Annotated in this window: 22 protein-coding genes and 1 tRNA gene; 13 read left to right on the top strand and 10 right to left on the bottom strand. The window is 66.9% G+C overall.

Annotation, left to right across the window (positions count from 1 at the left end):
* Nucleotides 1–29 precede the first annotated feature (29 nt).
* The 7 genes from ACIQCM_RS04575 (at nucleotide 30) to ACIQCM_RS04545 (ending at nucleotide 10,870) form a co-directional block, all read left to right on the top strand.
* Entirely contained in the window at nucleotides 30–1,166 is a 1,137-nt protein-coding gene (locus ACIQCM_RS04575) for a GuaB3 family IMP dehydrogenase-related protein (protein ID WP_400603096.1), read from the top strand.
* Nucleotides 1,167–1,243: 77 nt separating this feature from the next.
* On the top strand, nucleotides 1,244–2,983 hold the full coding sequence (locus tag ACIQCM_RS04570; protein WP_400603097.1) for a glycerol-3-phosphate dehydrogenase/oxidase: 1,740 nt from the start codon (nucleotides 1,244–1,246) through the stop codon (nucleotides 2,981–2,983).
* A gap of 41 nt (nucleotides 2,984–3,024) precedes the next feature.
* Complete coding sequence (locus ACIQCM_RS04565) at nucleotides 3,025–3,513, top strand: PTS sugar transporter subunit IIA (protein WP_400603098.1); 489 nt, start codon at nucleotides 3,025–3,027, stop codon at nucleotides 3,511–3,513.
* A gap of 59 nt (nucleotides 3,514–3,572) precedes the next feature.
* Nucleotides 3,573–4,412 (top strand): SURF1 family protein, encoded by an 840-nt coding sequence (locus ACIQCM_RS04560; protein WP_400603099.1) that lies wholly within the window; start codon nucleotides 3,573–3,575, stop codon nucleotides 4,410–4,412.
* The gene (locus tag ACIQCM_RS04555) at nucleotides 4,409–4,912 is read left to right on the top strand and encodes a DUF3817 domain-containing protein (protein WP_400603100.1); all 504 of its coding nucleotides are present in this window, start codon (nucleotides 4,409–4,411) and stop codon (nucleotides 4,910–4,912) included. The genes ACIQCM_RS04560 and ACIQCM_RS04555 overlap by 4 nt, the downstream gene beginning before the upstream one ends.
* A 72-nt stretch (nucleotides 4,913–4,984) precedes the next feature.
* A complete protein-coding gene (gene guaA, locus ACIQCM_RS04550) occupies nucleotides 4,985–6,574 on the top strand; it encodes a glutamine-hydrolyzing GMP synthase (protein WP_400603101.1) in 1,590 nt (529 codons plus the stop codon).
* A gap of 129 nt (nucleotides 6,575–6,703) precedes the next feature.
* A complete protein-coding gene (locus ACIQCM_RS04545) occupies nucleotides 6,704–10,870 on the top strand; it encodes a DUF4011 domain-containing protein (protein WP_400603102.1) in 4,167 nt (1,388 codons plus the stop codon).
* Nucleotides 10,871–10,876: 6 nt separating this feature from the next.
* On the opposite strand, the gene ACIQCM_RS04540 is transcribed toward ACIQCM_RS04545, so the two are convergent.
* The 3 genes from ACIQCM_RS04540 to ACIQCM_RS04530 form a co-directional block, all read right to left on the bottom strand.
* Nucleotides 10,877–11,611, bottom strand: coding sequence for an RcpC/CpaB family pilus assembly protein (locus ACIQCM_RS04540; RefSeq protein WP_400603103.1), 735 nt, complete (start codon nucleotides 11,609–11,611; stop codon nucleotides 10,877–10,879).
* 97 nt (nucleotides 11,612–11,708) lie between these two features.
* Nucleotides 11,709–11,981 carry an FmdB family zinc ribbon protein gene (locus ACIQCM_RS04535; protein WP_400603104.1) on the bottom strand — a complete coding sequence of 91 codons (273 nt, stop codon included), beginning with the start codon at nucleotides 11,979–11,981 and terminating at the stop codon, nucleotides 11,709–11,711.
* A 135-nt stretch (nucleotides 11,982–12,116) separates the two neighbouring features.
* Nucleotides 12,117–12,773, bottom strand: a complete 657-nt coding sequence (locus tag ACIQCM_RS04530) for a 5-formyltetrahydrofolate cyclo-ligase (protein ID WP_400603105.1) — start codon at nucleotides 12,771–12,773, stop codon at nucleotides 12,117–12,119.
* A 42-nt stretch (nucleotides 12,774–12,815) separates the two neighbouring features.
* Between ACIQCM_RS04530 and galU the strand changes: the two genes are divergently transcribed.
* From galU to ACIQCM_RS04505, 5 genes are all read left to right on the top strand, one after another.
* Entirely contained in the window at nucleotides 12,816–13,721 is a 906-nt protein-coding gene (galU, locus tag ACIQCM_RS04525) for a UTP--glucose-1-phosphate uridylyltransferase GalU (RefSeq protein ID WP_400603106.1), read from the top strand.
* A 4-nt stretch (nucleotides 13,722–13,725) separates the two neighbouring features.
* Entirely contained in the window at nucleotides 13,726–14,346 is a 621-nt protein-coding gene (locus ACIQCM_RS04520) for a GNAT family N-acetyltransferase (RefSeq protein ID WP_400603107.1), read from the top strand.
* 105 nt (nucleotides 14,347–14,451) lie between these two features.
* Nucleotides 14,452–15,360: a hypothetical protein gene (locus ACIQCM_RS04515; RefSeq protein WP_400604231.1), complete on the top strand. Its 909-nt coding sequence runs from the start codon at nucleotides 14,452–14,454 to the stop codon at nucleotides 15,358–15,360.
* Between the two features lie 68 nt (nucleotides 15,361–15,428).
* A tRNA-Ala gene (locus ACIQCM_RS04510) sits at nucleotides 15,429–15,501 on the top strand.
* Between the two features lie 459 nt (nucleotides 15,502–15,960).
* The gene (locus ACIQCM_RS04505) at nucleotides 15,961–17,436 is read left to right on the top strand and encodes a hypothetical protein (RefSeq protein WP_400603108.1); all 1,476 of its coding nucleotides are present in this window, start codon (nucleotides 15,961–15,963) and stop codon (nucleotides 17,434–17,436) included.
* 48 nt (nucleotides 17,437–17,484) lie between these two features.
* Here the strand turns inward: ACIQCM_RS04505 and ACIQCM_RS04500 are convergent, their stop codons facing one another.
* The 5 genes from ACIQCM_RS04500 to ACIQCM_RS04480 all read right to left on the bottom strand — a co-directional run bounded on the left by ACIQCM_RS04500 (nucleotide 17,485) and on the right by ACIQCM_RS04480 (nucleotide 20,711).
* The gene (locus tag ACIQCM_RS04500; RefSeq protein WP_400603109.1) at nucleotides 17,485–17,988 is read right to left on the bottom strand and encodes a hypothetical protein; all 504 of its coding nucleotides are present in this window, start codon (nucleotides 17,986–17,988) and stop codon (nucleotides 17,485–17,487) included.
* Between the two features lie 226 nt (nucleotides 17,989–18,214).
* A complete protein-coding gene (locus tag ACIQCM_RS04495; protein WP_400603110.1) occupies nucleotides 18,215–18,730 on the bottom strand; it encodes a hypothetical protein in 516 nt (171 codons plus the stop codon).
* A gap of 2 nt (nucleotides 18,731–18,732) precedes the next feature.
* A complete protein-coding gene (corA, locus tag ACIQCM_RS04490; protein ID WP_400603111.1) occupies nucleotides 18,733–19,728 on the bottom strand; it encodes a magnesium/cobalt transporter CorA in 996 nt (331 codons plus the stop codon).
* Between the two features lie 22 nt (nucleotides 19,729–19,750).
* Complete coding sequence (locus ACIQCM_RS04485) at nucleotides 19,751–20,176, bottom strand: DUF1761 domain-containing protein (protein ID WP_400603112.1); 426 nt, start codon at nucleotides 20,174–20,176, stop codon at nucleotides 19,751–19,753.
* Nucleotides 20,177–20,225: 49 nt separating this feature from the next.
* Nucleotides 20,226–20,711: an Lrp/AsnC family transcriptional regulator gene (locus ACIQCM_RS04480; protein ID WP_400603113.1), complete on the bottom strand. Its 486-nt coding sequence runs from the start codon at nucleotides 20,709–20,711 to the stop codon at nucleotides 20,226–20,228.
* Nucleotides 20,712–20,862: 151 nt separating this feature from the next.
* Here ACIQCM_RS04480 and ACIQCM_RS04475 point away from each other — a divergent pair, with 151 nt between their 5' ends.
* On the top strand, nucleotides 20,863–22,110 hold the full coding sequence (locus tag ACIQCM_RS04475) for an MFS transporter (protein WP_400603114.1): 1,248 nt from the start codon (nucleotides 20,863–20,865) through the stop codon (nucleotides 22,108–22,110).
* Nucleotides 22,111–22,183: 73 nt separating this feature from the next.
* On the opposite strand, the gene ACIQCM_RS04470 is transcribed toward ACIQCM_RS04475, so the two are convergent.
* Both ACIQCM_RS04470 and ACIQCM_RS04465 read right to left on the bottom strand, forming a co-directional pair.
* Nucleotides 22,184–22,687 carry an Lrp/AsnC family transcriptional regulator gene (locus ACIQCM_RS04470; protein WP_400603115.1) on the bottom strand — a complete coding sequence of 168 codons (504 nt, stop codon included), beginning with the start codon at nucleotides 22,685–22,687 and terminating at the stop codon, nucleotides 22,184–22,186.
* Nucleotides 22,688–22,843: 156 nt separating this feature from the next.
* Complete coding sequence (locus ACIQCM_RS04465) at nucleotides 22,844–24,085, bottom strand: MFS transporter (protein WP_400604233.1); 1,242 nt, start codon at nucleotides 24,083–24,085, stop codon at nucleotides 22,844–22,846.
* Nucleotides 24,086–24,133 lie beyond the last annotated feature (48 nt).

Raw genomic sequence — 24,133 nt, 5'->3', positions numbered from 1 at the left:
CCTTCGGCATGGTCAAGTAAAGTGGTCACGTGACTTACGAGATCGAGATCGGCCGTGGCAAGCGTGGGCGTCGTGCCTACTCCCTGGATGACATTGCAATCGTCCCCAACCGTCGCACCCGCGACCCTAAGGACGTCTCCGTCTCCTGGCAGATCGATGCATACCAGTTCGACATGCCGGTGATCGGCGCCCCGATGGACTCTGCGATGTCGCCGCAGACCGCCATCGCCCTCGGCCGCCTGGGCGGCCTGGGCGTGCTGGACCTGGAAGGCCTCTGGACCCGCTACGAGGACCCGCAGCCGGTCCTTGACGAAATCGCGCAGCTGGAGGACGAGACCAACAGCCCCGCCGTGACCCGCCGGATGCAGGAGCTCTACAAGGCGCCCATCCAGCCTGAACTGATCACCTCGCGCCTAGCGGAAATGCGCGACGCCGGCGTGACGGTCGCTGGTTCGCTCACCCCCCAGCGCACCCAGGAGCACTACAAGACCGTGGTCGCCGCCGGCGTCGACATCTTTGTCATCCGCGGCACCACCGTCTCCGCCGAGCACGTTTCCAAGGACCACGAGCCGCTGAACCTCAAGCAGTTCATTTACGAACTCGATGTTCCCGTCATCGTAGGCGGCGCGGCCGGCTACACCCCTGCACTGCACCTGATGCGTACCGGTGCTGCCGGCGTCCTGGTCGGCTTCGGCGGCGGCGCCACCACCACCACCCGCCGCGCCCTGGGCATCCACTCACCGATGGCCTCGGCCATCTCGGACGTCGCCGCGGCCCGCCGCGACTACATGGATGAGTCCGGCGGGCGCTACGTCCACGTCATTGCCGACGGCGGCATGGGCACCTCGGGCGACATCGTCAAAGCCATCGCCATGGGCGCGGACGCGGTCATGCTCGGCAGTGCCCTGGCCCGCGCGGAGGAAGCGCCCGGCAGGGGCCGGCACTGGGGGCAGGAAGCCCACCACCTCGAGCTTCCCCGCGGAGACCGTGCCAACGTGGGAACTGTTGGGCCGCTGGAGGAAGTCCTGTTCGGGCCGGGACACCACACCGACGGCACCTCCAACCTCATTGGCGCTCTGCGCCGCTCCATGGCGACCACCGGCTACTCGGACCTGAAGGAATTCCAGCGGGTCGACGTCGTGGTTTCCCCATATCAGGGCAACTGACGCACCGGAGGCCCCAAGCGCCCCGTAAGCAAGTAGTGTGGGTTTACTACCGGCACTAGGGGTACTGGAGGCATTCCATGCAGACTGTCCGCGGAAACGGGGGGATCCTGGGTCCCCAAGCCAGGGAAGCTGCCATCCAGCGGCTGCGCGGGACGGCGCAGCCCGGCAGGGAACTGGACATCCTCATCGTCGGCGGGGGCATCGTGGGCACGGGGGCTGCGCTGGACGCCGTCACCCGCGGCCTCAGCGTGGGAATCGTCGAAGCGAACGACTGGGCCGCTGGCACCTCCTCGCGTTCCTCCAAGCTAATCCACGGCGGCCTGCGCTACCTGGAAATGCTGGACTTCGCGCTGGTCAAGGAAGCACTCCAGGAACGGGGACTGCTGCTCTCCGATCTGGCCCCGCACCTGGCCCGGCCGGTTCCTTTCCTGTACCCGCTGACCAAGCCGTTCATTGAACGGCCCTACGTCGGCGCCGGCATCGCCCTATATGACGCCATGTCCGTCTCCAGCGGCCACAGCAGGGGAGTGCCCTTCCACAAGCACCTGACCAGGCGCGGGACGCTGCGGGCTGCGCCCAGCCTCAAGGATGACGCCTTCGTAGGGTCCATCCGGTACTACGACGGCCAGGTGGACGACGCCAAGTACGTGGCCAACCTGGTCCGGACGGCCGCGCACTACGGTGCACACGCTGTCAACCAGATGGCCGTGGTGGACTTCCTGCGCGAGGGGGAGCGGGTGGTGGGTGCCAAGGTGGCCAACCACGAGGACGGCACACAGTTCAACATTCGGGCGAAGCAGGTCATCAACGCCACCGGTGTGTGGACCGACGAAACCCAGGCGATGGTCACCGAACGCGGCCAGTTGAAAGTGCGCGCGTCCAAGGGCATCCATCTGGTGGTGCCGCGGGACCGGTTCCAGTCCACCGTGGGACTGATCCTGCGCACGGAGAAGTCGGTGCTGTTCGTGATCCCGTGGGGCAGGCACTGGATCATCGGCACCACGGATACGGACTGGGACCTGGACAAGGCGCATCCGGCCGCGTCCAGCAAGGACATCGACTACATCCTGGAGCACGTAAACCGGGTGCTGAAGCGCCCCCTCACGCGCGAGGATGTCGAAGGCGTCTACGCCGGCCTCCGGCCCCTGCTGGCCGGGGAGAACGATTCCACCGCCAAGCTCTCCCGCGAACATGTGGTGGCCCACCCCGTTCCCGGCCTGGTGGTGGTTGCCGGCGGAAAATGGACCACCTACCGTGTGATGGCGCGGGATGCGGTGGACGAGGCCACCAGGACCCTGGACGAGCGCGTGCCGCCCAGCTGTACCGAAACCATTCCGCTGCTGGGCGCCAGCGGATTCCGCGCGGCCTGGAACCGCCGGAACCGCACAGCCGCGGAATCGGGCGTCCACGTGGCCCGGATCGAACACCTGCTCAACCGGTACGGCTCACTGACGCCCGAGGTCCTTGCCCTGATCGAGGAAAATCCTGGGCTGGCGGAGCCGCTGCCCGGCGCGGACGACTACCTGCAGGCGGAAGCGGTCTACGCGGCCACGCATGAAGGGGCCCGCCACATCCAGGACGTCCTGACGCGGCGCACCAGGATATCCATCGAAGCGTGGGACCGCGGCGTCTCCGCGGCGCCGGTTGTCGCTAAGCTTATGGGTGACGTCCTGGGCTGGAGCGAGGCACAGCGCGAGAACGAAGTCCGGCATTACATTGCCCGCGTGGAGGCCGAGCGCCTGAGCCAGCAGCAGCCTGACGACGAATCCGCGGATGCTGCCCGCCTGGGCGTGGAAGACATCGTCCCGCTTCGCTGAGGGGCCGGCCGCACCAGCATTGCCGACTGAAGGGATACGCCTTGGCGGAACCACTTGACCGCTATGATGCCCACCTCACCACGCCTGAGATGGTCATCCTGGAGCTGGACGCAACCGACAAAGGTGACGCCGCAGCCCAGTTGGCCCAGCGCCTGTTTGCCGCCGGACGGGTCTCGGACCTGGACGGGTTCCTCCGCCACGTCAATGCGCGGGAGCACCAGCTGGCCACCGGACTGCCCGGCGGCATCGGGCTGCCGCATGCCCGCAGCGAGTTCGTCTCGCAGACCTCCATCGCGGTAGGCATCACCAAGTATGGCCGCGCCCTTGACTTCGGCGCCGCGGACGGGCCCGCCACAGTGGTGCTTCTGATTGCCACCCCGGCCAGCTCCTTCTCGGACCATCTGGAGGTGCTGGCCACGCTGGCCCGCTCCCTCTCGAAGGAGTCCTTCCGCGAATCACTGCGCCGCGCCTATGACGCTGAGGTCATCGCCGAACTGATCAATTCCAGCCTGGTGTTCTTCGATCACTGACGCTGCCCCAACTCCCGCCCGTTTAGTTGTTCTACAGGAGAACGAAGTACGGTTAAGGGGTGTGGAAAACAGCTCTTAAACCCCGATGGATCGCGGGCTTCGTCTTCGCCATCGCCATCTCCGGGGTGTTTGTGCTGCTCAGCCAATGGCAGTTCGGCCGCTCCACGCAACCCGAGGCAACGGGCAACCCCGCAACCGAGCAGGTCCGGGCGCTTACCGACACCATCAGGCCTGGTGAGTTCTTTCCGGGCAGCCAGGCGGACCAAATGGTCAGCGCCCGCGGAATGTACGACCCCAACCGCCAGGTCCTGGTCCCGGACCGCCTCAAGGACGGGAAAACCGGGTTCTGGGTGGTTTCCGCTTTTGTGGTCGACGGCGCTCCCCGGCTCAGCGGCACGGCCGCCTCTACCGGCACCTGGATCCCGGTGGCCCGCGGATGGGTGGCCGGGCCCGGTGACGCGGCAGCACCGCCGTCGGGCGTTATTGAACTGACCGGACGGCTGCTGCCGTCCGAGGCACCGGTGGCCGGAGTAGCCCCGCGGCATGGCGAGGCGACGGCGGTATCCGTGGCTGAGCTGATCAACTATTGGGAAGTCAGCAGCTACCCGGGCTTCATCGCCGCCACGGCCGAAGTGGCCGGGGGCGCGGACGTCAGCCCCGCCGCCGTCAAGGGCCCGATGCTTCCGTTGGAGGTCGGTCCCCAGCCGCCGGCGCAGAAGATCAACTGGCTCAACCTGTTTTACTCGCTCGAATGGGTGGTGTTCGCCGGCTTCGCCCTTTTTATTTGGTGGCGCCTGGTCAAGGACGACCACCAGCGGGACCTCGAGAATGCCCTGGACGAAGCGGACGCAGGGCCGCCGGCCACCCCTGACCAACCACAGCAAAAGGTAGAGCAATGATCGATCCCAAACCGGCCACCCCCGCCCAGGACGCAGCCACCGCGACCGGCCGCAAGAAGCGCTTCGGCGGCACTGAAGCGCAAATTCGCTCGGCGCTGGGGTTCTACAAGGTATTGGCTTACCTCACCGGCGGCATGCTGCTGCTCCTGTGCGCAGAACTGGTGGCCCGCTACGGATTCGGCCAGTACCTCTTCGCCGGCGGAACCAACGCGGTGACCGGCGAACCGTTCGGCTTCGGTTTCGCGGACGCCGAGCCCAAGGGAGTGGTTGGCGGGGTCAACCTGTCCGTCGCGGTGCTCATCGTGCATGGCTGGATGTACGTGGTGTACCTGATGTCCAATTTCCGGCTGTGGGCACTGATGCGCTGGCCGTTCCTCAAACTGATCCTGCTGGCACTTGGCGGCGTGGTGCCGTTCCTGTCCTTTATCGTCGAAAAGAAGTTCCACGCCGAAGTTGAGGCGGAACTGGCGGCCAATCCGCAGGCGCCCCGGCGGTACTGACCGGGCGTTCCCTGCGTCACAGCCGGGCCCCTCGAGGTGCGCGGGCGTCACGGCGGCCAGTACCCTAGTACGGTGACTACTCCCACTGCATCCCAGACTTCCCAGAAGCCGGTGCTGGTTGTTGACTACGGTGCCCAGTACGCGCAGCTGATTGCCCGCCGCGTCCGGGAAGCGAATGTGTATTCGGAAGTGGTTCCGCATACCTACACCACCGAGCAGCTCCTGGCCAAGAATCCTGCCGCAATTATCCTCTCCGGCGGACCTTCCAGCGTCTATGCCGACGGCGCCCCCTCCGTGGGTGCGGACCTCTTCGAGGCCGGCATCCCGGTCTTTGGCATCTGCTACGGGTTCCAGGCGATGGCCAACGCGCTCGGCGGCAAGGTGGACAAGACCGGACTGCGGGAATACGGGTCCACCCAGACCACCATCCTGGGCGAGAGCCGTTCCGTGCTGGAGGGTATGCCCCAGCACCAGAACACCTGGATGAGCCACGGCGACTCGGTCCATGAGGCCCCCGAAGGCTTCGAAGTCCTGGCCACAACGGCTGGTGCCGAAGTGGCCGCATTCGCCAACGAGGAAAAGTGCCTGTACGGCGTGCAGTGGCACCCCGAGGTCAAGCACTCCGCTTACGGCCAGCAGGTGCTCGAAAACTTCCTGTTCAAGGGTGCCAAGCTGGAGCCCAACTGGACTACCGGCAACATCCTTGAGGAGCAGGTGGAACGCATCCGCCGGCAGGTAGGGGACGCCCGGGTCATCTGCGGCCTTTCCGGCGGCGTGGACTCCGCGGTGGCTGCAGCCCTGGTGCAGCGCGCCGTCGGCGACCAGCTCACCTGCGTCTTCGTTGACCACGGGCTGCTGCGTGAAGGCGAAGCGGAGCAGGTGGAGCGCGACTTCGTGGCCGCCACCGGCGTCAAGCTGTACGTCGCCAACGAACAGGAACGCTTCCTGTCCGCGCTGGCCGGCGTGAGCGACCCCGAGACCAAGCGCAAGATCATCGGCCGGGAATTCATCCGCGCCTTCGAAGAGGCTGAACTGGCGATCATCTCCGAGGCCGCTGCGCACGGCGAAAAGATTAAGTTCCTGGTCCAGGGCACCCTGTACCCGGACGTCGTCGAGTCCGGCGGCGGCGAAGGTGCGGCCAACATCAAGAGCCACCACAACGTGGGCGGCCTCCCGGAGGACCTCCAGTTCGAGCTCGTTGAGCCGCTGCGTGCCCTCTTCAAGGATGAGGTCCGCGCCGTGGGCGCGCAGCTCGGACTGCCACAGGAAATCGTGGGCCGCCAGCCGTTCCCCGGCCCGGGGCTGGGCATCCGAATCGTTGGCGAGGTCAACAAGGAACGCCTGGACCTGCTCCGCAAGGCAGACGCCATTGCGCGCGCCGAACTGACCGCTTCCGGCCTGGACCACGACGTCTGGCAGATGCCGGTGGTCCTGCTGGCAGACGTCCGCAGCGTGGGTGTCATGGGCGACGGGCGCACCTACGGCCACCCCATCGTGCTCCGCCCGGTGTCCTCCGAGGACGCGATGACGGCTGACTGGTCCCGCCTCCCGTACGAGCTGCTGGCCCGCATCTCCAGCCGGATCACCAACGAGGTGGAGGGCGTCAACCGCGTGGTGCTGGACGTGACCAGCAAGCCGCCGGGAACCATCGAGTGGGAATAGCACGCTGAGTGGCCGGCCTCCGCTGACGGAGGCCGGCCACTGCTGTTTCCCAGTGAAATCCTCGGCAATTTAGCCTGCCGCAGTGTTGCGGTCTCTCAGTCCGGCGTCATAGCGGCTACGCTCGAATCTATGCCGGTATGGTCCAGGGCGTCAGGTGCAAGCGCAGAAAAGAAGGCAGTAGTGTCAGTTGGTCAAGGCCACCCGGAAGGCTCGGAAGAGCTGCGAAAATGGCTGTCCGGGCTTAAACCCGTAACCGGGGCGGACACCATGCTGCGTTTCACGAAGACGCCCGAAGGGTCCATTGACCTGACCCACGCGCATCCCTCGGGGCTCGCCCAGCTCATGGCCGGGCGCCGGACCCGGCTGTCCACGCTGATCCGCGACCGGGACCAGTACCTGGTGGCAGCCCGCGCGTCCCGGAACATCCGCTCGAAGATCTTTGAGCTGTCCAACGACCGCGGAATCGATGCCGGTTACCTCTCCGCCGGAACGGTCGTGTGGACCTCCGCCGTGGGCGGCAAGCCCCAACGAATCTCCGCACCGGTCATGCTTACGGCCGTCACCCTGACCGTCCGGCCGGGGGAGGACGACTTCGAACTGCAACTGACCGAGCAGGCCCACATCAATCCGGCCCTGGTGCGGCACCTGAAGACCATCCACGGGATTGTGTTCGACGTCAACGCCGTTACCCGCCTGGCCTACAGCACGGCACGCTTTGACCCCCAGCCCGTCCTGGACCGGCTTGCTGCGCTTATCAGGCCCATCCACGGCGCCGAAGCCCAGCACAACCTCCTGGTGTCCACGTTCGCGGACCTCTCCGGTAACCTGGACGACCCCTGGATCAACGATTCCAACCCCATCGTCTCGGCGCTGGCCACCGCTGCCGGCGGCGAGGTTGTGGACGTCCAGGAACCGGATCCTTCCCGTTTCCCCCCACTGGACCAGCGGCACCCCCGGGACGAACTCCTGCTGCTGGACGCCGACCGGGACCAGCAGTACGTGGTTGACGCCGTACGTGCCGGGGATTCGCTGGTGGTCAGCACGCCGCCGGGGACCGGCCAGACCCAGACTGCCATCAACACCATCGGAGCCCTCGTGGATGAGGGGAAGACCGTTCTGGTGGTGGGGGACCGCCGCGCCAGCCTCAATGAAGTGTCCGGACAGCTGGACACCCTGGGCCTGGAATCCATCCTTTTCCAGCTCTCCGGCAACGTGACCCCGCAGCAACTCAAGGCGCAGCTCGTCAGGGCCATCGTACGGAACGAAAAATCCCTTGAACCCCAGCTGGAGAACCTCCACAAGACGCTGACGGAACACCGCCACGCCCTGACGGACCACGTGGCCTCCCTGCACAACGTCCGGCAGCGCTGGGGCTGCTCGCCCTACCAGGCGATGCAATCGCTGGCGGAACTCACCTCCATCCACCCCGCACCCGCCACTACGGTGCGGCTCAAACGGAGCGTGCTGGACAGCATCCGTGATCGGGAAGAGCTGGCCGGCCGGCTCCGCCGGGCTGCCGAGCTGGGCAGTTTCAGCAAAGCCTCCACCACCAGCCCCTGGCACGGAGCCCGGCTGCTCACGCGCAAGGAGACCGAAGAGGCACTGGACCTGGTCCGGTCCCTCGAAAAGAGCCTGCCGGCCCTGCGGGAGCGCATGGAGTCCGTTGCGGAGCACGCCGAGATCCGGCTGGGCAATTCATTTGCCGAGTGGGGTGAGCAGCTGGAGCTGCTGCTTGCCGTCCGCGAGAGCCTGGACAAGTTCACCCCGGACATCTTCGACCGCCCCGTCACGGACCTGATTTCGGCCACGGCGCCCGCCGCCTGGCGCCGTGAGCGCGGGATAGAGCTGACCGCCATGCAGCGCTCCCGTCTGCGCCGTGTGGCAAAGGAATATGTCCGGCCCGGCGTCCACATCGCAGACCTGCACAGCTCCCTGGTCCTGGTCCAGGAGCAGCGCGGACTGTGGGACGGCTATGCCACCACGCAGCGCCATCCGGCGGTTCCGTCCGGCCTCGCTGAGATGAACACCATCTACCGGGCATTGGACCGTGAGCTTGAGCAGTTGGGGGAGGCGCTGCGGCACACTGCCGCCGGCGCAGCACTTGCCTCCGTACCTTATCCGGAACTCATGGACCGGCTGCGGCGGCTTTCCGCCGACGCCGGGACGCTCAAGACCCTGCCCGAGCGGACCCTGCTGGTGGAGCACATGCGCGAGCACGGCCTGGGCGAGCTGCTGGCAGACCTGGCCGAACGCGAAGTGCCGGCCGAATCCGTCGCGGCCGAGCTGGACCTGGCCTGGTGGCAGTCCGCGCTCGAAGCCATGATCAGCGGCGACGACTATCTTGCCATGTCCGACGGCGAGGCGCTCCGCCAGCTCGAAGCGGAGTACCGCCTCGCGGACAACGCCCACATCGCCAGCGGCTCCGCGCGGCTGCGCTGGGACCTCGCCGAGCGCTGGCGGAGCGCCATCGCGGCCCACCCGCGCCAGGCCGCCCTGCTCCGAAGCCTGCTGAAGGACGGCAGGGTGTCCCTGCCCGCCCTTACGGCGCAGGCACCCGAGCTGATCTCCAGCCTGGTGCCGGTCTGGTCCGTCAGTCCCTACCTGATGACAGGCCTGCTCCCGGCCGAACAGCGGTTCGACGCCGTGGTCATCCTCGACGCCGAGGCAACCTCCCTGCAGGCGGTGCTGCCCTCGATCGCCCGCGCCCGCCAGGTCGTTGCCTTCGGGGACGCCCGCATCGCCAGCCCCCGGACCTTCACCGTCGGCGTCGAGCGGCTCGCACCCGGTGAAGCTGCCCACCACCGGGTGCAAAGCGCGTTTACCGCCCTCTCCGAGGTGCTGCCCGTGTGGCGGCTGAACTTCGTGTACCGCGCGGTGGACGAGGACCTGGTCCTGCAGCTCAGCAAGAATTTCTACGACGGCGGCCTCCGCCTCCTGCCCGAAGGGCAGACCGCCACGGGGCTGGACCGCTCCCTGCTGGTCGAGTACCTCGCGGACGGAACAGGGCTGCCCAGCGCCAACGACGAGGGCGTTGAGTCCGTGGCGGCGGAGGTTAACCGCGTAGTCCACCTGGTCTTCGAGCACGCCCGGACCCGCCCCCGGACCTCCCTTGCCGTAGTCACCGCCAGCCTGCGGCATGCGGCGCGGATCGGCGAAGCCATCCGCCTCCAGCTGCCCAACCATCCCGGGCTGTCGGCTTTCTTTGGTGCCGGCCCTGAATCCTTCCGGGTGGTCGACCTGGAACGTGCGCAGGGCCTGGTGCGCGACCACGTCATCTTCTCGCCCGGTTTCGGCCGGACGCCACATGGCCGGGCGCTGCACAGCTTCGGTCCGCTGTCCGCCGAGGGCGGCCGCGAAAAGTTCGCACTGGCCATGACGCGCGCTCGCCGCTCCATGCACGTCCTGACGTGCTTCCGGCCGGAGGATCTGGACCACACCCGGCTGACGCACGGTGCCATGGACCTCTACACGCTCCTGGACCGTGAGATCGCCGGCAACACCGACCTGGGCACCCCGGCCTCGCGCGCCGCCGCCAGTGAACAGGCGCTGGGCGCCGACCCGCTAGTAGCCGACCTGGGTGACCGGCTCCGGGCCCGCGGCGCCCGGGTATGGCACCAGTACGACGGCGCGATCGACGTCGTTGCAGCGGCGGACCCGCTGAGCACCATGGGGCAGGATGAAGCGGAACTTCCCAGGCCGGTTGCCATCGAGTCCGACGGCACGGAGCAGTACCGGACCATGAGCGTACGCGAGCGGAGCCGGCTGCGGCCGCAGCTGCTGGAGCGCCTGGGCTGGCGGTACATGCCGCTGTGGACCATTGAGGTGTTCACCGATCCATCGTCCTGCGCAGACCGGATCGCGGGCTATCTGGGGCTCGAAAGGCTTGCCCTCCCCGGCAGGACGGCGCCTGCCGCCGCGTTCCTTGACGACGACGTGGACCAGGCCTTGAATGGCATTGACCTGCGTGATGCCATCGCCGCCCGGTCGGCGGAATCAGATCCCCGTGCATCATTTGAAGAGGAGGCGGGCAGCGTGAGCCCGGAAGCGAAGAAGGACGGCATGGCAAAGGATGCTGTTGCCAACGATGCGGCTGCCAAGGATGCCGCTGCCAGGGACGGTGTGACCAGGAACTCCGCCACAGGGGATTCCGGGTCCAGGGGTTCGGCTGCCGCACAGCCGGGCCAGGGCAGGGTACTTCCGGACAAGGCCGCCGAGGACGATCCGCGGGCTTGGGGGGACCGCGACGAGGACCACGACGCGTGGCTCAAGGAGCAGCGACCGCCGCACTGGGGCTAGCACGGGTTACTGGCCAACGAGGACGAAGAACAGCTTGCCGCGGGTGGAGGCGCCCGCCAGGCGGGCGGCCTGCTCTGCCCCCGCAGCCACCACCAGCAGTCCCTCCGTCTCGGATGTGCCCAGCCATTGGCCGCCCTCCCCACCCTGGGCAGACGTCCACAGGACCGGCACGCCCTTGGCCAGGACTTCCGGCGGACGCGTTTCCTCAAACCCGCCGGCACCGGTGAGCACCACGTTCACCAGTTGGCCAGGGGAGACCAGACGGACGGAGGAGGGATCTGCCATCCGCAGGGGAACTGCGGCGGAGCCCACCGGCGTGCCGGCCAGGAGCCCCGGACCGACCAACTGGGCGTCGGTGAGGAGCTGTCCCTTCCGCAAGGGGCCCGCGAGCTGCCGGCCCATGGCCTGGTCCCGCTGCCGGAAGAAGCCCTCGGCCACCGTCCCGGGAGGCACCCGGACGTTCGCGAGGTCGGCATCACCCATGGTGGCCCCGGCAGGCAGATCCCTCGTGGCAGCGACGGCGGCCGCCGTGTCCAGCGGCGCGGGCGTCAGTTGATGGACGGCGCTGGCGGCTGCCGCGCATAGAAGCAGCGCCACTGCGAGCCTCCGGTTCCGGTTAACCCAGCCGGTGAGCCGTGCGGGAAGCCTCCTGCGGGATCCATGGCGGAGTGCGGCGGGGTTACCCGGGCTGGTGCCGGGCGGTTGCCGGCTGGTCCGGCTGCGAAGGAAGAAAGCAGGCATAAGCCCACGGTAGGAGCTGCGCCGGCGGAAAACTCAGGACCGGTTTTCGTATGTGGAAAAGCCTGGGGGCGCCCGTCGACGGGAGCGCGCCGGCTGATCAGCTGGCAGCAGCCGCCGGAGCAGGTGCTGCGGGGGCAGCCGAAGGGGTCGCCGCCGGTGCGGACGGCGCGGCTGAAACGGTGCTGCCCTTGGCGTCGCGGGAATCGGTGCGGTAGAAACCGGAGCCCTTGAATACCACACCCACGCTGTTGAACTTCTTGCGCAGGGTTCCCTCGCATTCAGGGCAGGACGTCAAAGTGCTGTCAGAGAACGACTGGACAATGTCGAAGGCATGGCCGCAATCCTTGCAGGCATATGCATACGTTGGCACTGGTGCTCCTCCTCTTGGACAAACGAGAGGTCCCGTGCTGCCGGTCCGCGGAACCGTTTATCGGGTCGCCGCATTAGCAGTCGCAGGGCCTGAGTGCCAATTCTATCATCTGCCGGAGAACGGCTGCGCGACGGGTCAGGCCGCCGGGAGATCCCGGAAACCGCCGGGGGTGAGCACGGCGGGCACGGGTCGGTCGAAGGCCTCGGCCGGTATGATCCCGGCGGGCAGCAGTTCCTCGTCGTAGATCACGGCCGCCAGCGGGATTTCCTTGCCGGCCGTGGCCAGGTGGCCCAGAAACTTGTCGTAATAGCCCCCGCCCTGGCCGATCCTGTTGCCCTCGACGTCCACGGCGGTGGCCGGAATGAACAGGGCAGCGGCCCCGCCGGCGGTTTCCGGCCCGTGCCGTTCGCCCACAGGCTCCAGGATGGGAGCGAAGCGGCTCCGCTCGTATTCGGTACCGGGGCCCCAATACACCCAGGCGAGTTCCCGGCCCGGTTCGCATACGGGCAGCAGGACGCTGTGCCCTGCCCCGTGCAGGGCTTCGATGAGCCGGAGCGTTGGTGGCTCGAACCCCACGCTGAGATAGACGCAGACGGTGCCGGGCGTGTCGCCGGTGACGGACCGCGTCCAGGCCAGGCCGTTTCGGGCCAGCGCCGCGGCGGCCGCTTCCCGTTCCTGCGGTGTGAGGGCTGCCCTGTGCCGCCGGTGGGCCGTCCGGATGGCGTCCTTGGCTGATGTTGAATCCTGGTGCACGTTACTGCCTTCCGTGATCGCCTTGAATGCGCCGGGCATCCACTGTTACTGAATGCTTGACGCTGACGTTAGATTAGTCCGGTGAGTACCAGTAGCCCGAGAGTCCGCAAAGCCGTCATTCCTGCTGCAGGACTGGGTACCCGGTTCCTGCCGGCCACCAAGGCGATGCCCAAGGAGATGCTCCCTGTGGTGGACAAGCCTGCCATCCAGTATGTCGTGGAGGAAGCTGTCAGCGTGGGTCTCCAGGACGTGCTGATGATCACCGGACGCAGCAAGCGGGCGCTGGAGGACCACTTCGACCGTGTCCCGTCCCTGGAGTCGACCTTGTCGGACAAGGGCGACACCCGGAAACTCGAGGCCGTCCAGGCCGCCACCAAGCTCGGCGACATCCACTACGTCCGCCAGGGCGATCCCAATGGCTTGGGACATGCTGTCCTTCGCGCCCGCCAGCACGTGGGTGAAGAGCCGTTTGCCGTCCTGCTCGGTGATGACCTCATCGACGCCAGGGACGAGCTCCTAGGCACGATGATCGACGTCCAGGCCAGGACTGGCGGCTCCGTGGTGGCCCTTATCGAGGTGGAGCCTTCACAGATCAGCGCGTACGGGTGCGCAGACGTCGAGGCGATCGACGGCGAAGGGTACGTCCGGGTCAACCGGCTCGTGGAGAAGCCCTCGCCGGAGGAAGCTCCGTCCAACCTGGCAGTGATCGGCCGTTACGTCCTGCATCCGGAAGTGTTTAACGTCCTGGAAAGGACCGGTCCCGGGCGCGGCGGCGAGATCCAGCTGACGGACGCCCTGCAGGAACTGGCCGCCGGCGACGGTGACGGCTGTGGAGTTTATGGGGTGGTTTTCCGGGGCCGCCGCTACGACACCGGAGACAAGCTGAGCTACCTCAAGGCCTGCGTACAGCTGGCCATCGACAGCGAGGACCTGGGTCCGGGACTGCGCGAATGGCTGCCCGGCTTCACCGCCGGCCTGTCGAAGTAGCGCCGTGCGGCTAAGCCCCATCTGGCCGGTCACACTGGAATGCGGCGACCTCGTGCTGCGGCCCATCCGGTACCGGGACAAAAAGGAATGGACCGAGGTCCGGTCCCGCAATGGCCAATGGCTAGCCCCGTGGGAGGCGTCCAACCCTGACCCGGCCGGCGGCCTGCCGAATTACCGCCAGATGGTCCGGTCCCTCAATGCGCAGGCGGCCCAGGCCACGGCACTCCCTTTTGTGATCACAGAGCGAGTGCCCGGCCGCAGGCATCCCGCCATCGTGGGTCAGTTGACCGTGTCGTCGATCGTATGGGGTTCGGCCATGATGGCCACGCTGGGCTACTGGGTGGACCAGGCGCGTGCCGGCCAGGGGATCGCGCCCACGGCGGTGGCGCTCACCACGGACCATTGCTTCCGGACGCTGGGGCTGCACCGGATGGAGATCAACATCCGGCCGGAAAACGGACCCAGCCTGCGGGTAGTGGAAAAGCTGGGGTTTCGGGATGAGGGCTACCGGCCCCGCTTCCTGCACATCAATGGCGAGTGGGCGGACCACCGGTCCTTCGCGCTCACGGCCGAGGAGGTGCCGGAAGGGCTGCTGAACCGCTGGCTCGCCGCCGGTCCGTCATAAATCCAATGATTTGGTGGCAGAGGGACGACACACCGGCGCGAATGCGAGTGCAGCCGCCGAGATACTCATACGGTTTTGAGTGTGGACTTTCCCCTTAGCAGCTCAGTGATCCTTGTGGTTGCTGTTGCGCTCTGGATTGTGTGGGTCGCGCCATATGTCCTTCGGAACCACCGGCAGCGGCTGCAGCCGGCCGGCGACATGCCGGCGGATGCCCTGGCCGACCGAACCCCGGACCGTCCCGCAGGCCTCGTGTTGAACATTGCAGCCCATCAGGAGAAAGCCATGGACCCCAGGAAGAGCGCAGGAACCGCCAAGGATGCCGCCGCCCCTGCCGGGCGACTGCGCATCCGGTACGGCCGCACGGCGTTGGCCCTGGCCGGACTGCTTTCCCTGGCCACGGCCGTAGTCTCCGGTGTGCTGCTGGCCTTCGGACTGGGTAGTTTCGTGCTCACCATGGCCTGCCTGGCCGTGACAATCCTGTCCGTTCTCATCCTGCGGCGCCTGGCAGTCAGGGACCGCCGGCGCCGGGTAGACACCGCATTCCGGAACGCCATGGCGGCGACTGCCGGCAGCGCCCGCGCCTCCGCGCATGTGCCGCCCAAGCCGGCCGCCGCGCCTGCTCCGGCGGAAAAGCCGGAACGCCCCTTGTTCGACGCCGAAGCCGGCCAGAACGATGTCAAGCCGCTGACCGCCGTCGAACTCCGGGAGGCCGCCCTGGCTGTTGCCCTGGCCGCCGGCGACACCGTCACGCCGGTCCAGCCTGCGGTTCCCGCAGGCACCCCGTGGGAGCCTGTTGAGGTCCCCAAGCCCGTCTATGTGGAAGCCGCCAAAGCGGAGCGTCCGGAGCCTGAACCGCTGGCTCTGCCGGTAGCCCCGAAGGCGGTCGGTAAACCGTCCCTCAAGCAGGGGGCCGCTCCCGCCCAGCCGTCCGGAGCCGTCGAGCCCCGCCAGCTCACCAAGGCGCAGAGCGCGCTGAGCAACCTCGACGACGTCCTGCAGCGCCGCCGCGCCTGACACCGGACGTGGCGGTTGGCATTAGGCCGCGAAAATTTGTAGCCTAAGGTCACCGGTTCAACCGGCCGGGGGCTATAGCTCAGTTGGTAGAGCGCTTCGTTCGCATCGAAGAGGTCAGGAGTTCGAATCTCCTTAGCTCCACAATTTGTAAGCCTTTGTCAGGCGTTGTGATACTCGTGTGCGTACACGCTCATGCCGGGCCTGGCCTCGGCGGAGGCGTCCTAGACGAAGGAAGCTCAGCCGGGAGGGATCGGCTGACCCTCCAGCCACACGGGGTCAACAAACTTTGAGTGTGAGCGGAGCGGACTACCGCCCTGCCCTGCTGCCGTGGGTGGAAGTCAGAGCGCTTGTGAGAGTCAGCTATGTGTTGCCTCCCTGTAGGGATTTACTCTGGCCGGTGGCATTTATGAGTCATAAAATTCTTCCTACATTTGGATCAAGCCTTGGGATGCCGGCGCCGCGCATCTTGCTCGTCCGCCTCTTCGCCACTCCCTGGAACAGGCTCGCAGTGGTTCGGGTTCCGGTTGATGTGGCCAGACCCCGCCCCGTCTATGGGGGCCAGGGTGAAGTGAAGCTCAACGAAAAGCAGGGGAACCCACCATGAAAAGAAGTGCATTGCTTTGCTGTGCGGCCCTCGGGGCAATAAGCGTCGCACCTGCGGCCGCGGCCGCCGAACCCGTCACCTTGGTCGTGGACGACGACGGCGGACAATGCGGTCCAGAGGCCTACAGGACAATCGGCGCGGCGGTTACGGCAGCAAAGAACGGCGATACTGTGAAGGTCTGCCCGGGCAGCTATGCAGAGCGCGTGACCATCACCAAAAAGATCACCATCCAGGGGCCGGTTGAGGCGGTGAAGGGGCTGGACTGCTTCCTGCCCGACGAAGCGCAGTTCACCGGACTGCTGGACCCGGCACGCTTTGCGATCCTCTCGCCTCCGGGTGCCCCGGAGGAGGTTGCCGATTCAATCCTGAGCCTGCAGGCCAACAGCATCGAGCTGTCCGGCCTCGTGGTGCAGGAACAAAACAACAGTCAGGCGACGGTAGTTGACAACCCCGCAAGGCCTTTCCCATTGTCGCCCTCAACACTGGCCTTGCATGAGGCGGCCATTGAGACGGACAACCTCCACTCCGGCTTCAACATCCACGACAACCTGATACGGAACAATTATCTCGGCGTTGAGCTCGGCTCCACCGGCATCTACACAACCGAGCTGGGTACGACGGATGGCCGCGCATCCATCTTCGCCAACAACTGCCTTCGGAACAACTACTTCGGTGTCGCGAACCAGCGCTACGTGATGAGGGATGTGAGCATCACCGGCAACAAGTCCTATGGCCAGGACGACAAGGTATACGAGATTGGCTGGAGCTACGCTGGCGCTGAAAGCGTCACGATCAGGGACAATGACTCGAGGCGGGATCGGTTCTTCGTTGGTGTCGAGAACACGAACAACGTCACCATCGGGGGAGTGAAGCAACCCGACGGCACCTTCATCGGTGGCAACAGAGTGAACCAGGATCCAGGGTTGGACCCGGCGGTGAGATTCCCGGAACAGGTCCCCGGGCAACCGGTGATAACTTCAAGGGGCGTCGAGGTATACGGCAGGAATCAGGGCTTGAGCATTCTCGGCAATAGCATCAGCCATCTCACCGGGGCCAACGTCGCGTTCCTTGCACCTCGGACCGTGGCCCCCGCTGACACCGCCAGCGGCGTGCTCGTCGAAGGCAACGCTCTCACGATGACCACAGCGGGCCTGTCAATGACCCCCGCTGCACGCGCAAGGGAAACCCGGATCCTCGGCAACGACCTCAGCTGGAACGATGTTGGTCTGTTCATGGCGGCCAACAACAACGCCAACATCGTGACGGGAAACATTGCAAACAACAACAAGGGTACGGACCTGAACGAAGGCGACGGCATCTCGGTGCGCGGATCGAACAACACGTTTGAATCAAACACCATGCTCGACAATGGACGGCTGGACGCGCGCGACGAGGGGACGTTGAACACTTGGGCGAAGAACATATGTGTGAACGCCAACCCGCCGGGCATCTGCCCTGTGGCGGCGGAATAGGGCCGCAGCAGGGGGTTCAGTCCACGGGGCCGCTATCGCCGGACCCGTCTACTCCAGTTCTCCGCAGAAGGCGGGGCCAATCAGCTCTTCGCTGTAGACCTCGTGTTGGCCGGTCATGCTTATCACTTCCAGCTCGGTCCGGTCGGCGTAAATGATCCTGCCGACCTCCTGGACTGTCACGCCATCGCCCGGTTCATTTACCAGATAGCGGAAGCCCACGATGGCAAGTTGTCCGTTCGATGCATCCCACGTTTGCAGGAAGTTGCCCCTGACGACGATGGACTCCTGCGATGTCAGGTTCACCCAGGTGTCTGCCGGCGCCGATACGAATTGTTGGACCCGGGTGACATTTCCCTCGCTGTCGGTGAAGCGCGTGTAGCGCGTGGACGCTGTCCCGCTGATGGCCACATCGAAGGGTCCGCAGTCAACCGTAAACGAGTATGACTCCTCGAACGGGCCGAACTGTTCAGGTGCGGCCGCGGCGCCCGGGGCCGCCGAAGCCAGCACCATGACGGCAGCGGCAGCTGGTGCCAGGAAACGTAGGAGTGTCATGCGAATGCCTTCCGTAGTGGGTGAGGGGCGTCGGGTGGAAAGGCGCTCGTGCGTGAATGGTGCTCCCGCCAGAGCTTCAGGTCAAGAGCCAGTGGAAGCGCGTGTGGTCGGACCGGACCAGCCACAGAGACTGCCCACGTCAGGGCGGCGAAGCTCGGGCGGATCCCGGACGGTGGCTGTCAAACCACCCATCAGCAGGTGGAACCAACCTCCTGGCTGAGCACAGCTAGGACCCGGAGATTCCTTCCACGGCGAGGCGTTCGTGCGATTCCGTCCGCGGAAGCCCGGAAAGCATGCCGCCAATCCGCAGCAGTGCCTCCCTCACCTCCGGATCGGTCGCGGACCCGGCTGCTTCGGACCATTCGGGTACTTCGCGCACCGCGAGGAACAGTGCGGCATCCACGGCCGCCAGTTCCTCCAGCAGGTCCGCGAAACGCTGCCACGCCGCGGCCGGGGCTCGGCCGGCCGTGCCAGTGCCCGGCGGCGGGACGTCGTCAACCACCCACAAGCTGTGCCCTGCTGCCAGCACGGTGAACACGCCGGCCGGGACATCCGCGGCGCACAGTTCACCGAAACCGATCCACAGGAAGCCGGGCACGCAGGCCTTTGCATCGAAGATGCGTCCGCCCGCCGCCACAGGCCGGCGCTGGGCGGACGACGGCGGGAACAGGCCGCAGGTTCCCAGCTGGCGCGGGGTGCCGGGCACGATGATCCGTCCCCGGCTGAGTGCCCGGAGCGCCACTCCTACAGCCAGCCTTTTCTCTTGAAGATGCCGTACATCGCAACTGCCGTGGCCAGCATCAGCCCCAGGGACATGGGATAACCCCAGGGCCAGTGGAGCTCGGGCATGTGATCGAAGTTCATGCCGTACACGCCCGCGACGAACGACGGGGCGAAGAAAATTGCGGCCCAGGAGGAGATCTTCTTGACCTGCTCGTTCTGCCGGGCGCTGGCCTCGTTCTGGCGGTTGGCCGTCAGGGTTCCGTCCAGGGTCAAGGCATTCTGCAGCAGTTCGCGGAAGGAATCGGCGCGGGAAATCACCCGGGCCACATGGTCCTCCACATCGCGGAGACTGTGCTGGAGCTCCGAATCCACCCCGTACTTTTCGAACCCGCGCTTGAGCTGCTGCATCATGCCGGGCAGGGGGTGGATGGCCCGCTGGAACTGGATCACCTCGCGCGCCAGTTCGTAGATGCGCCGTGAGACGGCAGTATCGCCGCTGAATAGCTGGTCCTCGATTTCGTCGATGTCGTTTTCCAGCCCGGCCACCACAGGGGCATAGTCGTCCACCACCCGGTCCAGCAGCGCGTACAGCACGGCTTCCGGGCCGTGGCGCAGCAGGTCCGGCCGGGACTCCAGCCGGCGGCGCACCCCGGCTACTCCGGCCATTTCGGCGTGGCGTACCGTCACCACGAAGTTGCTTCCCGTGAAGACGTGGAGTTCGCCGAATTCCACCGTCTCTGTCTCGTCCAGGTACCTGGCAGGGCGGAGGACAGTGAAAAGGCTGTCCCCGTAGCGCTCCAGCTTTGGCCGCTGGTGCGCCGAGACTGCGTCCTCTACCGCCAGGTCGTGAAGCCCGAACTCCGCGGCCACGGCCGCCATCTCATCGGCCGTGGGCCGGTACAGGCCAATCCAGGCCATTCCGCCGTGGTCGGCGAGGGTCTCGAAAGTCTGCTCGAGGCTCTTGGGTTCGGCATGCCGCACTCCGTCCACATAGACGGCGTTGTCAATGATGGTCACGCGTGGCTCCGGACCCGGCGCATCAGGACAGCGCCCCGATGATTGCGCCTGCCAGTGCCATGGCCACGAGGTCGTGTCCGGAATCGATCAGCGTCACTGCCGCCGGCCGCCCGGCGAACCCGTTGTGGATGACATGGCCGCCGGCACGGAACACGAGGCCCGCGGTGAGGCCGAAGACGGCGCCTTCGAGGGCGTTGTCCAGGCCCAGGGCGGCCATCAGGACAGCCAGGAGGACGGCGGTGACGGCGGATGCCAGCATCATGGGCAGCCAGAGCCAGGGGCCTCCGCTGATGTTCTTGAGGTCTTCCTCGGTCTTGCCGATCGCTGCCATCCAGCGGTTGCCCAACACCGGAGGCATGTACCAGATGAATCCCACCGCGAGCGTGGAGATAAAGGCCAGGAGCACCGCCAGCCAATTGATCTGTGAAGCGTAAGTGAGCCAATCCATGCAGGAAATCCTAGTCTGCGCCGTGCACGCCGCCCCGTTACCCCGCCGGTTACCTGGCCAGGCCGCTGATCAGGGGATCGGTGCGGTAGGGGATGTGCGTGTGCAGGGCCAGGACGGTTTCGGTGCGGATGACGCCCTTGATCCGCAGCACCTGGCGCAGCGAAGCCTGGAGGTTGTGGGTATCCCGGGCCGCGACCCGGCACCAGACATCGCCCCGGCCGGAGATTTCGTGCACTTCGAGGACCTGGGGGATCAGCCTGAGCGCGGCCACTACGCCGTCCAATTCACGGTGGGACACTTCAATGGTGACGAAGGCCAGCACGTCATAGCCCACAGCTTCGAGGTCCACCTCCCGGCCGCCGGGGCGTAGCACGCCGGCGCGCAGCAGCCTGCGGACACGGGTCTGCGCCGTGTTTCGTGCGATGCCCAGGGATTCGCTGAGTTCCGCGATCTGCACCCGGGGGTCGCGGACCAGGGCCAGGAGGATCTTCAGGTCCGTTGGGTCCAGGGTGTTCAAATGGTCACTCTCCTGCATTGCGCGGGCATAGATTTGAATATTTTGCTCAATTATCCCACGAATAAGCGCTCAATGAGGCAGGAGTGCCGCATTCTGGAGCCATCACCGGTACACCCGCGCACGCACCCCACAAGGGCTGCTGCTGCGCGGATTCAGCAAAGGCACCACATTGACTGTCTTCAGCGAACTGCGCATGCGCCCCGCCTCGGCAACCACCGCGGGCTGGGATGCCTCCACCACCTCCCGCCTGGTCATGGCGGGGGCGGTCATTTTCGTGCTCCTGGTCGGTGCCAACCTCGCCACGCCGCTTTATCCGCTCCTGCAGGAAGAGCTTGGCCTTTCCAGCCTGGGAGTCACCGCTGCGTTCGCCACCTACGTGCTGGCCCTCGTGGCAACCCTCATGCTGGCCGGGCACTGGTCGGACCATATCGGCCGCAGGGCCGCCCTGATCCTTGCAGTGCTTGGAGGCCTGGCCGGTGGGTGGATCTTCGCTGAGGCCCAAAGCCTGGTTGCGCTCAGCGCCGGCCGCGCACTCCAGGGTGCTGCCGTGGGCCTGGCTACCGGCGCCAGCGCGGCGGCACTGCGCGAACTGCTGCCGCAGCGTCCGGAGTGGGCCTCCCGCTTCACACTGCTTGCTTCCGCCGGGGGCGTGGCCGCTGGCCCGGTCATCGGCGGCATGCTTTCGCTCCTCCCGGATGCCACGTCAACGCCCTACTACGTCCATTCCGTGGTCCTGGCCGCGCTGCTGGTGCCGCTCTACCTGCTGCGGGCACGTCCAGCCATCCAGCTGCCCACCGGTCCGCGCCCGCTGCAGGCACTGGCCCCGCGGCGTCCGTCGGTGTCCCGGGAGGCGCGAGGCGCATTCTGGCTCGCCTCCGCCGTCGGCTTTCTCAGCTTTGCGGTGTTCGGCTTCGCACTGTCGCTGGCGCCGGGTTACTTCGCCCAGGTCCTCGGCACCGATTCCCGGCCAGCAATCGGCCTGCTCGCTGGGCTCACCCTGGCGGCGTCGGCCCTGAGCCAGCTGCTCAGCGTGCGCGGCCGTTATGTGGTCCCGGCGGGCCTGGCGGTGCTCGGTGTGTCCGTGGCGCTGCTGGGCTTCGCGGGCCAGTGGCACAGTCCCACACTGCTGGTGGCCGCCAGCATCACGGCCGGCGCCGGCCAGGGCCTGGCCTTCCGGACGGTTTTCAACAATGTGGCGGCTCAGGTGGAGCCCGCCCGGCACGCACAGATCATCAGCACCGTCTACGTAATTACGTACCTGGGCAGCGCCGCGCCCGTGCTGGGCCTCGGCTGGGCCGCTGGGGCTTTCGGCCTGGGCGCAGCTGTAGCGGGCTTCGCGGGGACGTGCGGGGCCGTTGCCCTGGGGCTGGCAGCTCTGACACTCGTGCAGGCGGTGCGCGGGCGCACCGCTGCCTGACGGACCGCTGCGCCGGTCTGGCCGGCAACCCTGACGGGCGGGCCTGACGGAGGCGTCCGATACGGTGCCCGACCTAACCGGGAATGGGGCCGTGGTTGCCCTGGATGTGCTCGAACACCAGCGTGGTCTCGGTGTGGCCGACCACGGGATCCGTCGCCAGGTTGTCCAGGACCCAGTCGCGGAGGTCCTCGGTGCTGCCCACAGCAATGTGCAGCAGGTAATCCACGGAGCCCGACGTGTGGAAGGTCGACAGGACCGCCGGAAGGTGGGGGACCCGGGAGGTAAACCGGTCGATCTGGTCCCGGTCGTGCGCCCGCAGCCGCACCGCCACCAGCGCCTGCACGGAACGTCCGATCGCCGAAAGGTTCAGCTTGGCCTCGTAGCCCTGGACGATGCCGCGCTCGGACAATGCACGGGTGCGCATGAGGGCAGTGGAGGGGGCGATGCCCACCAGTTCAGCGAGCTGCTTGTTGGAGATGCGGGCGTCCGCCACCAGCGCTGCGAGCAGGCGTTCGTCGATCGCGTCCAGCGGTTCGTGGGGTGCCCCGGGCCTGGTGTTCCTGGCGTTCGTGCTCACTGCGGCTCCTTGAAGTTTTACTGCTGTTCATCCTAAACGGCAGATTCCGCGCCGGAGGAACGCCGCGGGCGCGTCACGCCGAATTTCGCGCTGACCCGGACGGGCTACTGGCCGGTAAATTCGTCCTCCTCGCCCACGGGCATTCCCTGGGGCGCGTCAGCGGCCCCGGCGGGCGTCGGCGGGGCCGTGCTCGCCCCGGGGAGGATGGACGACGGCGACCAGCACCGCCGTCGTGACCGCCAGGACCATGACCGCCGCGGCGAGGGCGTTCCAGCCCGCCGCCTGGAAGGCCAGGCCGCCCGCCCAGCCGATGATGCTCGACCCCAGGTAGTAGGCGAGGTTGTACAGCGAGGCGGCCTGGGCGCGGCCTGTCGCCGCAATCGCTCCGGTCCAGCCGGCCCCGATGCTGTGCGCTGCGAAGAAGCCGCCCGTAAAAAGGACCAGGCCGGCGAGGATGACTGCCAGTTGGTTGGTCAGCGTCAAGGCGAGCCCCGCCGTCGCCAGCGCCAGGCCGGCCAGCAGGACGCCGCGCCGGCCGAAGCGCAGGGTCATGCCGGCGGCCCAGCGCGAGGACACGGTCCCGGACAGGTACGCCAGGAATATGAGGCTGATCAGGGTGGCCGGCATGCTAAACGGCGCGCCGGACAACCGGAACCCAAGGTAGTTGTAGACGGCGACGAATCCGCCCATCATCAGGAAGGCCTGGACGTAGAGGGCCAGCAGCCGGATGTTGGCCAAGTGCCCGCCCAGCGTCCGCAGGGCACCGCGCAGGCCTGGGCCGTGGATAGAGACGAAGCCCCGTGCCCGGGGGACCAGCACCAGGAAAGCGACGGCGGCCAGCGTCGCCAGCACGGACACCGCCAGGGCCGCGGCGCGCCAGCCCCAGAGTTCGCCCACGGGTCCTGCCACGAGCCGGCCGGCGAGGCCGCCCAACGTGGTACCGGCAACGTAGCTGCCGGCGGCGAGCGCGGCGTGTGCCTTGGTGACTTCCTCGTTCAGGTAGGCGATGGCGATGGCCGGGATGCCGCCCAACGCCATGCCCTCGAGGAGGCGCAGCGACAGCAGCATGCCGAAGCTGTTGGACAGCGGCACCACGAGTCCCAGGAACGTGGCCACCGAGATGCCCCAGGTCATGGCCGGGATGCGGCCGATCCTGTCCGCCAGGAAGGACCAGGGGATCACCGTGACGGCCAGGCCAACAGTGGCCAGGGAGATGGTGAGCGCGGCTTCGGCGGCCGTGATGCGGAGGTCCGCGGCGAGGATGGGCAGTACCGCCTGGGTGGAATAGAGCTGCGCAAACGTGGCCACTCCCGCAAAGGACAGTCCCGCCAGGATCCTGCCATAGGCCCGCGAACCCTTGGAGTGCCCCTCCCAGTGGGGTGCATCCTCCCCGTTCAGCGGATCATCGTCGCCGGGCGGACGGGCATCATGGGGCACCCGGCAAGC

The organism is Pseudarthrobacter sp. NPDC092439 (assembly GCF_044754945.1).
Taxonomy (GTDB): domain Bacteria; phylum Actinomycetota; class Actinomycetes; order Actinomycetales; family Micrococcaceae; genus Arthrobacter.
This window is presented reverse-complemented; position numbering and strand designations above follow the sequence as displayed.